The 12,265-nt window shown below is 41.1% G+C and carries 8 protein-coding genes; 7 read left to right on the top strand and 1 reads right to left on the bottom strand.

The window, feature by feature from the left end:
• The first annotated feature begins 179 nt into the window (after positions 1-179).
• Positions 180-1,451, top strand: coding sequence for a GMC oxidoreductase (locus Q0791_RS17925; protein ID WP_299009339.1), 1,272 nt, complete (start codon positions 180-182; stop codon positions 1,449-1,451).
• A gap of 2 nt (positions 1,452-1,453) precedes the next feature.
• Here the strand turns inward: Q0791_RS17925 and Q0791_RS17920 are convergent, their stop codons facing one another.
• Complete coding sequence (locus tag Q0791_RS17920; protein WP_299009333.1) at positions 1,454-2,446, bottom strand: MBL fold metallo-hydrolase; 993 nt, start codon at positions 2,444-2,446, stop codon at positions 1,454-1,456.
• 252 nt (positions 2,447-2,698) lie between these two features.
• Here Q0791_RS17920 and Q0791_RS17915 point away from each other — a divergent pair, with 252 nt between their 5' ends.
• The 6 genes from Q0791_RS17915 to Q0791_RS17890 all read left to right on the top strand — a co-directional run bounded on the left by Q0791_RS17915 (position 2,699) and on the right by Q0791_RS17890 (position 12,158).
• On the top strand, positions 2,699-3,442 hold the full coding sequence (locus Q0791_RS17915) for a carbonic anhydrase (protein WP_299009330.1): 744 nt from the start codon (positions 2,699-2,701) through the stop codon (positions 3,440-3,442).
• A gap of 326 nt (positions 3,443-3,768) precedes the next feature.
• Entirely contained in the window at positions 3,769-4,476 is a 708-nt protein-coding gene (locus tag Q0791_RS17910) for a DUF3581 domain-containing protein (RefSeq protein ID WP_299009328.1), read from the top strand.
• A gap of 254 nt (positions 4,477-4,730) precedes the next feature.
• Positions 4,731-8,411, top strand: a complete 3,681-nt coding sequence (locus Q0791_RS17905; RefSeq protein ID WP_299009325.1) for an ATP-binding protein — start codon at positions 4,731-4,733, stop codon at positions 8,409-8,411.
• Positions 8,411-9,064, top strand: a complete 654-nt coding sequence (locus Q0791_RS17900; protein ID WP_299009322.1) for a hypothetical protein — start codon at positions 8,411-8,413, stop codon at positions 9,062-9,064. The genes Q0791_RS17905 and Q0791_RS17900 overlap by 1 nt, the downstream gene beginning before the upstream one ends.
• A gap of 57 nt (positions 9,065-9,121) precedes the next feature.
• Positions 9,122-10,342 (top strand): phosphoenolpyruvate carboxylase, encoded by a 1,221-nt coding sequence (locus Q0791_RS17895; protein WP_299009320.1) that lies wholly within the window; start codon positions 9,122-9,124, stop codon positions 10,340-10,342.
• Positions 10,343-10,895: 553 nt separating this feature from the next.
• Positions 10,896-12,158 (top strand): dicarboxylate/amino acid:cation symporter, encoded by a 1,263-nt coding sequence (locus tag Q0791_RS17890; protein ID WP_299009319.1) that lies wholly within the window; start codon positions 10,896-10,898, stop codon positions 12,156-12,158.
• The last annotated feature ends 107 nt before the right edge of the window (positions 12,159-12,265 follow it).

The following is a 12,265-nucleotide window of genomic DNA, read 5'->3' as shown; positions in this document are numbered from 1 at the left end:
AGTCATTCTAAGCTGATGTTCAATAACGCAGTATAAAAGGCTTTTAAACCAGCCCCTTGGGAGTCTGTAAAAGCACCGACTTCTGCGTTGTATTACTTTAAAAGGCAATAAGCATTCCTGCAATAATACGCCTTGAATTAGGCACTTTATACAGGCTCTGAAAACAGGCATCTTCAAGTATCACGGGTACAGGTGACTGGTGTTGGAAGCAAGTGTTACCTCGATTTAAACAGTTTGAGCGACACTATGGAGGAGAGAATGCTTTTCATGGTGCTCAAGGTGAGTTAGATGTGCAGACTCCAAGAGTTAAATGGGCAGTCTTAAATGATTGGCAACAAGCGTGTATTGAATATGGCATGACTGCGCGAACAGATTTTAATACTGGAGCCAATGACGGTGTCGGGTATTTTGAAGTACATCAGCGTAAGGGCTTGCGCTGCTCTGATGCGAAAGCATTTCTGCATCCTGTGTTGACGCGACAAAACTTAACTGTGATGACTCATTGTTTAGTTGATAAGTTGGTTTTTAATGGCAGTCGAGCAGAAGGTGTTGAAATGCGCCAAGGTCAAGAGAAATTATGTGTCAAAGGGGAAAGGATCATTTTGTGCGCTGGAAGTATTGGCTCACCGAATATTTTGGAACGCAGTGGAATTGGACAGCCTGAGCGTTTATTCCAATTAGGGATCCCATGTTATTTGCCTTTAGCCGGTGTTGGAGAGAATTTACAAGATCACTTGCAAATTCGTGTGGCATTTAAGTTAACGAATGCGGTCACATTAAATCAAAAAGTGGCGCATTGGTGGAGTAAAGTGTGGATGGGGCTAGAATATGCCTTTAAACGTACCGGGCCTTTATCTATGGCCCCCAGTCAACTCGGTGCTTTTTTTTCATCTGATCCTAGTGTAAAGCGTGCCGATCTTCAGTTTCATATTCAACCTATGAGCGCAGATAAGCTAGGGACGCAATTGCATCCTTTTTCGGGAATAACGGCAAGTGTGTGCCACTTAAGGCCTTTGAGTCGAGGCCAAGTGCATATAGTGTCAAAGTCGCCTAGGAAGGCGCCCGCGATAGATCCTAATTACCTATCCACTGATTATGATAAACAAGTGGCGATTAATGCCATCCATATTACTCGAAAAATCGCTGCACAAAAGGCGATGTTGCCTTATTTACCCAAGGAATATCACCCAGGAAGTCGAGTGACTAGCGATCAAGACTTGCTAACATCTATAGGTAATATATCAACGACGATTTTTCATCCGGTGGGAACGTGCCGCATGGGAGAGGAGAGCGATAAAGGGGCCGTAGTGACGCCAAAACTTAAGCTTCACGGCGTCGATAATGTGTATATTGCCGATGCGTCAGTGATGCCACGTATTATCAGTGGCAACACCCATGCGCCGACTTTAATGATCGCAGAGTCGTTAGCGCACTGGTTGACTGAAAGCTAAGGTTAGGCGCTAAAAAATCGAACGATATCGCTTATTGTTCGTTGTAAAAAGCCCATAGGTTCAACAATGAAGTTATCGAAAATTAACTCATTATCTGGTGCTTCTTCTTGATACTTCTCAAGGGTAAAGTTCAATTTCTTTAAGTCTGAGACAGATAAAGTCAATGGATGTTCATTCGGTTGATATTGAGTGCCGATAGGGTAATACTGACCTGGCTGATTTGTCATTTCAATATGGGCGCCTAATATGGCTTTAATTTCATGTTGGTTTGAAAAATTCACCAAGCGGCGAATGCTTTTACTATAAGCTTGCCAGTTTTTAATGTAAATTTTACCTGGGTATAAACTGTCGCCTGTCAGCAGCCATTGAGTGGAAGGATCAAAAATACTGATGGCTTCTTCTTGATGTCCTGGAGTGGGAATAATGGTTAATTTTCTTTTACCTAATTCAAGGTGAGCAACTTCATTTGGCCAGTTTTTAAAGCCAAAGAAGTGTTGAACATCGACTGATGTCGTCCCTGCTATGCTGACATTTTTCCGACCAGAAAAGTCAGGATCCCCAGCAAGATGATCGTTATGAGAATGAGTGTGGATCACTAGCCATTCTTTATCTTGATGTATTAAATCTATTGTCGATTTTATTTGCGTATACAGTGAAAAGTTGACGTCTGTGTCGATATCTCCAGTGTCGAGAACAACGATTTTATTTTGCCCAATAAGGATATAAATGAAGGGAGCCTCAAAAGTTAAACACTTATTTTGCCTAATGATAAAAGTACTTACATCATGCTGGTAAACATCCAAGATAGGCTCTTGGTTATCCTCACAATTTTCTGTGCCGTGAGCCCATTGTTTTTTAGATAATACTCGAGTGTGATGTGGCGGGGTATTGTCATCATGATTGCTATTGAGTCGTTTCTTGTTATCGCTGACTTGTGGAAATGCATTACATCCTAAAACAGTCAATAAAAGTAATAAAGTCAGTATATAGCGCATGAATATTCCTTTTCATTATGAATTGATTTGGCAACACCCCATCTATGTCAGAATGTCAGAATGGTAGAATGATAAATAAGTGTTATTTTTAAAGCTTCTTAATGATCTTAATGTATTTTATAAGTATTTATAGTGTTGTCACCATTTAATTTATAATCGATATTTTCTTTTAGAGTTTGCCTTCTTAATTTGGTGGTGGTTAAATGAACAGCCAAGTTCAACCGACCTTAGTGTATGCAGGAGTAAAATGATATGAAAAATGTTTTGTCCATGTTTTGTGCTGTTTCAATAGGTTTAGTGTCCCATGTGACCTTAGCTGCCGACCAGACCCAATGGGGGTATTCTGGTGAGATAGGACCTGATCATTGGGGAACATTGGCACCTGATTTCACGACTTGTGCTAAGGGGGTTAATCAATCACCGATTAATTTAACCGGAATGGTTAAAGGTGATCTGCCTAAATTGAATATTCAGTATCAAGCCGGGGGAACCCAAGTGCTCAATAATGGCCATAGCATAGAAGTTGTGTATGGTGAGGGAAGCCACATCAATGTTCAAAATGAACAATTTGATTTAAAACAGCTTCATTTTCATGCACCCAGTGAAAATACGATAGAAGGTGAATCTTTTCCAATGGAAGTGCATTTTGTGAATGCCGATAAAGCAGGCCATTTAGCTGTGGTGGGGGTGATGTTTAAAGAAGGCGCTTATAATCCAGAACTTGAAAAAATTTGGAATGATATGCCAAAAAAAGCAGGACAAGAGAAGGCGTTAAGCACAGCTGTGAATATCAATAAGCTCTTGCCCAAGCAAGATAAATACTATCGCTTTAATGGGTCATTAACGACTCCGCCTTGCACTGAAGGTGTGCAGTGGTTTGTGATGAAAGAGCCGATTACGGCGTCAAAAGCACAAATTAAGCAATTTTCTCAACTCTTTCCTCAAGGTAATAATCGACCCGTTCAATCTGTCAATGCGAGAATGATTATACAATAAATATGCGCGGTTTCCTCTTTTATTCAGAGTGCCCTTTGGCACTCTGATTTTCATATTTTTTTCAATTGCTTATATTAAAGTTGTTTATTTCTTCATTAACCTTATTTCATCACTCTTTCATGACAATCACACTTTGTCTGTCACTCAATCACAGTCATTATTTAAACTTTATTGATTGATATTATTATTTTTATCTATTTTGAGTGATTGTTGACGGCTTTAATTGGTTACTTTTTGCTTATTTAGCTCATCGGGTGAGTAAAGAAGATAATTTGTTGTATACTTTGCGGCTATTTTTTGACTTATATTAAGTGTTAATAAGCAATATGTTTTTAAATCCTTATTTTAATAAAAAAAATCAAGTTATCTCGGTTAGCCAGATTCAGGCGAGTGCCTTCGCTAAAAATGTGGCTCAAGACTTTAATCCCATTCATGATGTGAATGCAAAGCGGTTTTGTGTACCTGGAGACTTACTTTTTGCCTTAACATTAGCTGAATATGGTTTAAGTCAAAAGATGACCTTTAAATTTGAAGGCATGGTAGGGGATAACACCCCCTTAGTCTTTTCAGAACATGAAGAGAAAGACTTCACTGTGTGTGATGACAAAGGTAAACCTTATCTAACGGTTCATCGCAGTGGTGAAGTGACCCATTGCTCGACACAAACAGAAGCTTTTGTTCGTAGTTATGTGGCTTTTTCAGGACTGAATTTTATTCATGTTTTGGTTCCTATGATGAAAGAGCAAGGTGTGATGGTGAACCCTGCACGCCCTTTGATTATTTATGAAAGTATGTCGGTTGATTTACATACATTAGTTTTTTCTGAGATCCGTTTAAGTCTGGTTGATCAAGCGCTAAAGATCGACGGTAAACGTGGTGATGTGACATTAAAATTTGAGTTACATTGTGGCGAAAAGCTTGTTGGTACGGGTGAAAAAACGCTGGTCTTAAGCGGCTTAAGAGCCATTGATGAAGCACAAATGCAGCAAATGTGCGAACAATATGAAGGTTTTAAATTAGCCGCGAGTGCTTAATATCCACTCTATTATATAATGGAATTGATAGAATGCTATACACAAGTGAGTTTCTGCTCACTTGTTTGTTTTTCCTTCTCTTTTTGATTTTCTGTTGAGTGAGCCTTCCTTTAGGTTTGCTAAGTGCGTCATTTTGTTTTAATTTACCCCTCTCGATTATTACCCGCTCAATCTCATTTTATTCAACTGACTGTTTTATTTTTAGTTGAACCAAGGCTTCGCTGCAGTTTTGCAGGCGTTGGAAAAGGAAAGAAATGCCAAGTTTACATCGCATCATACTCATCGACACCCACTTACCTGGTGTGGTCGAACTTAAGTTGAATGGCCATACCAATATTTGCGGCACCAATGCATCAGGAAAAACAACATTACAACGTTTGGTGCCTGTGTTTTACGGTGAATATCCTAGTCGAGTGGTTCCTTCGACTCGAGATAGCTTTGAGCGTTGGTATTTACCTCATGAATCCAGTTATATCATTTTTGAATATGAAAAGTCAGATGGCTTGTTTTATCAAGGTGTGTTGGCATCGGCAGGTGATGGAAAAGGCGTGAATTATCGCTTTATCGCGAAAGGTTTTGAGCTTGAAGATTACACTAAGCGTCGTGACAGTAAACAATTGCTTTGCTATACCATGGCGGAACTGGGACGAGAATTTAAACGGAAGGGAGTGGGCATCTCTAAGTTGCTTAATACTCGAGAGTATCGTGCCATTATTCAAAATGATAAAGCCTTATTGAGTGCGAGTGGTCACAGTGGAGAATTGCGTACTTATGCGAAGCAGTTTTCCTTATGTGATCCTGAACATGGATTGCGCCACATAGAGAAACTGGCTAAAGCGGTGCACTCTAAAGAAGGCAAAATGGAAACCGTGAAGTCCATGGTGGCGGCGATTTTAGAGGAGGAGGGGGTGGTGCCGCCGAGCTCACGTCTTAATCCGCAACATGTAGAAGCTTGGATCCGTGAAAGTCAGCTTATTCAAGGATTTGAAAAAATTCGGCCAGAGTTTAATAAGTTAGAACAAGAGTTTGACCAATTATTGAGTGTAGAGCGACGTTTAAGTGGTTTAAGTCAAGGTTATGCTCAAGATGAGAGCGCTGAAATTGAGCGCCAAGAAGCCAATCAAACCTTATCGAAGCAATACAATTATGCTTTACAACAGTTGGATAAGCGTTGGAAATCCCAGCGTGATGAGTTGAATTTAGATTTATCGGCAGCAAAAGGTGATTTGGCTAAATGTGAAGATGAGCTTGAGTCTATTGAAAATCAGTATGATGCGTTTCTTGAAGCGGATATCGAACAGGCTAAAGCGAACTTAGAACAGTTATCCACTTGGCAAAACGATAAAACCGCTTTTATAGAGCAGCATAAATTACAAACTGAACAGCATCAAGATGTGGAAGCGGCTTATAACGCAAGACGCAGTCAAATTGGTGAGCAGTTAAACCATGCTCTTGAGCAGTTACATTCTGAGCAAGACACACAAAGAGCCAAATTAGACAGCCAAAATCATCAAGCTCGAACCGATATTGAAGCATTAGAAAAAGAGTGGCGCCAAACCTTTGATGAGAAAAAAGCCGAATTTAACGAGCAAAGTTATGAGCTTAAAGTCACTCAAGCTCAATTGTCTTTGGCTGTGAACAATGTGGCTTACACAGAAGATGAGAAAGTGGCATTGGCTGTGTTTGATGAGCGTATTGCGCGAGCGGATGAAGCGCAAGAAGCCTGTAATGCTCATTTTGAGCGCATGACGAATGAAGAACGTAAGTGTCAAAAAGGACGTGAGCAATCCCATGAAGTGTTACGTATTGCCACGCTTCGAGTGAGTGAATGCCAAGCCGAGCTTGATAAAGTGAAGCATGTGTTATTTCCAGGTTCTCATACGCTACTGGAGTTTTTACGCTCAAATGTCAAAGAGTGGGAGACCCATATAGGAAAAGTGATTGATGGATCATTATTACATCGAAGTGATTTAAACCCTCAAGCATTACAAGAGAGTTTGACTGGCCTTTATGGGGTTGGCATCGATCTTAAGGCCATAGAAACCCCCAGTTTTGCCCAGTCGGAGCAGGCTCTGCGCGTTGAATACAGTCAAGCCGAAGAGGCGCTTGAAAGTGCAAAAGAGCGGCAAAAAGAGGCTGAGGATCAGTTAATTGCGGCTACAGAGCGACTTGAAAAAATCAGTCGAGAACAGATTGTTGCCAGAACGGCTTATCAAAATAGTCGTGAAGATCTGCGGCGTTTATTAGACGAGAAACGCAACGAGCAAGATAAGATTAATCAAGCATTGGCGGCTAGAAAAAAGGCCTCAACACAGCAGCTCACGTTAATAAACACAGAAATTCAACAGTTAAAGCAAAGCGAACTAGAGTGGCAAGCTGAGCATAAAGAGCAAATGCTTAGCCTAGTGATGGAGAAAAAAGCCTATTGGCAAGATGTGATAGGCGTGATTGAAACGGCGCTGAATCAGGTCAAAGTCAATATTGAGCAGCGACGTACTGCGGCGAAAGACGATAAAAAAGCGTGCGAGAAATGGTATAAGAATGAGCTTAAATCTCGTGGCGTTGATGAAGCCCATATTCTTAAGCTAAAACAGAATATTGCTAAGCTTGAGGAGCGTATTGCGGCAGCTGAGTTGCGTCGTAGCGAAGTATTGCGTTTTGATGACTGGTATCAGCATACTTGGCTCAAGCGTAAACCTAAATTGCAAGCTCAGCTTAATGAGGTAAAGAAAGAAACAGCTCAATTAGAGCAAGCATTAAAAACCCAAGCCAAAACCGTAAAAATAGAGCGTGATGAGCTTGATGCGAAACGTAAATTGTCGGACTCAGCTCAAGTCGAAGCGTCTGAAAACCTGAGTAAACTACGTCATCTCATGCGTAAGTTGGCGGAACTTAAGTTACCGAAAAATGCAGATGAACCAGAAGGTCTGCTATTTGAACGTTTAAGACAAGGTGAAGAGTCATTATTAAAGCGGGATAATTTACTTAGATCGGTGAAGCAATATGTTGACCATTTTGATTCTGTGATTGCCAGCAAGTCAGGCTCTGGTCTTGCTGAGTTTTGGGAGCGAGCCCGTGAAGAGTCAAGCTTTATCAATGATAAATCCATTCGTTTATTGGATTATCAAAAATTAGTGCCTCAACTGGCTCAGCTACTCAATGTGATGGTACCTCAATCTGTGATGGCACTGCGAGAACAAGGACGTATGTTTGGTGTGGATTTAACCGCGTTTTATGACGTGTTAGTGGATATTGATAGACGCATTGTGACTCAAAGTGCTCGAATTACTCGAGAAGTCAGTGAAGAGTTGTTCCTTGATGGCGTATCAGGCTCGCAAGTGAAGATCCGTTCGCGCATTAGCGAATTGGAGTTTTGGCCAGAATTGGAAGCCTTTGTCAGTGCTTATACTCAGTGGAAAAATGAGGGCTTTATTGGTCTTCCTAATGAAGATTATATTATGAGCATGCGCCGCGCTCTGGATATTATTGGCCGCTCGGCATTGACGGGGGGAATAGCGAAATTATTGGAAATTGAGCTGCGTTTAAAAGAGGGCAACAGTGACTTGGTTATTCGCACCGATAGGCAGTTAAATGAATCTTCCAGCCATGGCATGGCCTATCTGATTTTATGTAAGTTTTTATTGGCCTTTACTCGTTTATTGAGAGGAAAAGCTGATGTAGTGATCCATTGGCCCATCGATGAGCTTGGCACTTTACATCATGGTAATGTGAAGAAAATCTTTGATGCCTGTGGCAACAATAATATTGCAGTGTTAGGCGCATTTCCTAATCCAGAATCCGAGGTGCTGAGTTTGTTTTCAAATCGTTATATTATCAATAAGCAAACGCGGCAATTACAAGTTGTGAAGCCGCAAGTCAATATAATCAGTGAAAAGTTAAAACAGAAAGTGATTGTAAATAAGGAAGCAAGCTGATGCCTGAGTCAAATGAAACCGTATTAGTGGGCATGAGCGCTGTGATTGAATCATTGCTGCGCGGTGAATTTATCTGCCGAACAACTCATGAAGAGGCTTGGCGGGCATTACAAAATGCTACGACACGTGAGGGCATTGAAGCTTACCTTAATCAAATTAATCGTACTTTGAGTTCGGCAGTAGAAGGCGATGTCTTTTTTTGCGGTTATTTACAATTAGGTGAGAAAGAGCAAAAAGTCATCTCTGAACAATTTAAGACTATTTGCACGAGTTTAACGCCTTTAGTGGAATGGTTAGTCTTAGTGCAAGAGTCCAGTGGTCAAGATGCACCTTTAACGCAAGGTGCCACCATTCGTTTGACAGAGTTACAAGGACGCATTGAAGATACGCCAGCCTTTCGAGAACAATTGGCAAGGATCAGCCATTATCGATTATTTGGCTCAACCAGCAGCCAAACGGATGTTCAGCTTAAGCTTGTTTTTAAGCGTTTGGTTGAACTGGGCTATTTAATTAAGCCAAATAGTGAGAAGCAGATCTACATGGCGACAGGTAAGCTAGATTATTTGTATGAGGTGATACGTTTTATTGATGAAACGGAAAGCCTGAGCTTAGAAGCACAAGCAGAAACTGCGACCCAACAGGATTTATTATGATGGGGGTTGTGCTATTGAATACGAGTGTTGAAGGGGCGAGTGCTAGAGGGGTTAGTAATGAGTGATCACTTACATCACGCCGGTGTGAAGTTACTGAAGTTACTCAGTCGACACAGTGAGCTCATCATGGATGTGTATCAACAAGGTGAGATCGCTTTGGCAGATCATGATGCCAATATCCTGAATAAACTTAAAGATGAGGGTGTGTTATGGCGCCCAGATGCCGATCAAGGCTTGCGCCTAAAAGGGGCCCTTCGTGCTTTATTAGAAGAGCATTTGAGTGACGAGCGTCATCGGCAAATCGATGCTAATACGGGATCGGCGATTGCTAGTATTAAAACCTTAGCCGCTCATTATAGCGAAGCGCGTCATCAAGGCGATTTTAGCACGAGTCAAGCCTATCTGAATGAACTTAATGAGCATGTTTATCGTTTTTGTGACAGCTTACGTTATGCCATTCGTGTGCTGTGGGGTCGTATTAATAATGAATTTGGTTACGTGGGCAGTATTAATGCCAAAATTCGTGAAAATGAATTAGCGCAAACTCAGGTCACAGAATTATTGAATGGCTTATCTTTGGTTCAATTTGATGAGTTGACCGACATTGCGGGGGATATACGTGAGTTACGCAAGTTATTAGTGATCAATATGCAGCGCACTTTGAGTGATTGCACTCAAGAACTCAGTGTTGTGCAGGCAAGATTGCTTGAATTATTGGGTCGATTTAGGCAAATTCGAGGTCGTACACGACTACTGAAAGGCTGGTTGTTACACACAAACTTACATCCTGATTTTAGACCGTTTGATCATGTGGCCCATAAGCAAGTGCCCACTTTGTTTAATCATGCAGAGGCCTTATTGTCTTCGGCTCATGTTGATATTTACAACACCAGTCAAGAAGCTGAATTACTGGATATCGCCACTAAAATCAAATCCATTCGTCATATGCAAACTGAGCCTTTAGCAATAGAAAATCAAGCGCCTGTGTTGCTCAGTGATAGCGAAGATTTTGCGATTCCTAATAACCCGTTAAAGCAAGCGGTTGATGGGTATTTTGTGAGTGTGATTGAGTCGGGGAAGGCCCAATCGGCATTGGATTATTTACTTGAACAGTCTTTGCCTTGGGAGCATGAAGCTTGGCTGTATCAAGTGATTGGAGGATATGAGGCTTTGTCTGAGGAGCATAAAAGTTATTTTGAGCTTGCGCCAATAGGGAAGGTTGATCCTGTTTATAATGGGAATTTTATCATTCGTGATGTGGAATTGTGGCTGTCCTAGCGTTCGATATTAGTGTTCGATATTAGCGTTCTGTGCCTGTTTGGCTTCTGAGCAGGCTAAGATGGCCGTGTTTTAGCGGCGAAGGCCATTGATGATAGCACTCGATGATAGATGATAGCACTCGATGATACTCGAGGACAGAACTTGCGATGAGTATGCAAAATATGAATCTATTTTAGCCTTTCACTGTGATTGTATATCAATATGTTTACTTGTGTTTTAAATGTAATTTTATTGTTTTAAAAATATCGTTTTACACTATTTTTATCTTTTTATTTACCTTTACTACATTCTTGTAAAGTTTTATTTTTTGGCACATCTGACTTTTTAAGGATCTTTTCATCATTTGATGCTTTTTATTTGTAATTCTGCTCAGCATGTTTCACTATTTGCGCTCACAAATTGAAGGGATGCCTTTCATGGCTATGATAGCGTGATATGAAGGCAAAATAATCAAGGTTGATGACATTAAACATTGAGTAGAGTTTATGTGCTCAATGAACAAGACGTGCCTTAAGGCATGCTTATTGATTTTTAGCGTTTAGGTAAATATATGACAAGTTCACTTTCAACACGGATCTTTTCGGGGTTATTTTTAGGCCTCATATTGGGTTCGTGTATTCAATACTTTTTACACGATATCGCCTTTTTTTCACAGACATTGGTCGATATAGCCTCTGGCATCGGCACTATGTTTGTGCGCATGATTATGGTGCTGGTAGTGCCATTAGTGTTTGTCAGTATCGTGTGCGGTGTGTGTGATTTAGAAGAATTAGAAAACTTTGGCCGTCTTGGCGGTAAAACATTTGGTTTTTATTTAATTAATACTGTGATTGCTATTGCGACGGCAGTGGCTGCTGCGCTGATTTTTTCACCTGGTGCCGGTATGTCTTTAGCAGGCAGTAACGAAGTGAAAATCACAACAACTCAATTGCCTAATTTATTGGACTTACTCGTTAATATTGTTCCAAACAATGTCATTACCGCTTTTAGTTCGGGTAATATGTTACAAGTGATTTTTCTCGCGTTGTTGTTAGGGGGTGTGATTAAATCTTTGGGCAGTAAAGCCTCTGGAGCCGTATCGGGTTTTCAGGTGGCGAATGCCATTATGATGAAGCTTATCACTGTGGTGATGAGTCTTGCTCCTATTGGTGTTTTTGCCCTCATGTTAAAGCTAGGTGCGACCTTTGATGCCAGCATTTTTGCCAGTGTATTGGGTTATGTAGCGATTATTTTAACGATTCTTATTTTGTGGATTTTTGTGGTTTACCCAGCAGCCGTGGGATTATTGACACCGATTTCTGCAAAAGAATTTAGACACAAGACCCGTGAGCAGATCATGTTCTCGTTATCGACAGTGAGTTCTAATGCGACTATTCCTGTGACCATGAGAACCTTAACCGATAAGTTAGGCGTCAGTCGTTCAATCGCAGGCTTTGGTGTGCCGTTAGGGGCGACAATGAATATGGGCGGCGCATCCATTTATATTACAATAGCGGTGTTTTTTGTGGCCAATGCCTTTGGCACCCCTATTACTTCTGAGCAGCTACCAACATTAATCTTTAGTGTGTTTTTATTGTCTGTGGGAGCGGGAGGGATCCCTGGTGGCGCTTTGGTGATGATTGGTGTGCTTATTCATCAGTTGGGGCTACCGGTTGAGGCTTTTGCTATCATTGCGGCACTGGACAGGTTATTAGATATGGTGCTCACCTCTTGTAATGTGGTGGGTGATGCCGCTGTGCTGACAATTGTGGATGCCACCGAGAAAAAAGCGGGCAATAAGTCTGCCTCTTCTGCTGTGCAGGATGAGTCTTAAGTGAGTGTAGAGTCAGCTTGAGGTTGACTTTTTAAATCATCAAAAGCCGCTTAATAGCGGCTTTTTGTCTATTTGATTATGTGACATGAGCTATGCAAGATAGAATA

The sequence above is a fragment of the uncultured Shewanella sp. genome (assembly GCF_947495455.1).
Taxonomy (GTDB): domain Bacteria; phylum Pseudomonadota; class Gammaproteobacteria; order Enterobacterales; family Shewanellaceae; genus Shewanella.
Note: the sequence above shows the minus strand (reverse complement) of the source record. Positions and strands in the feature narration are given on the sequence as shown.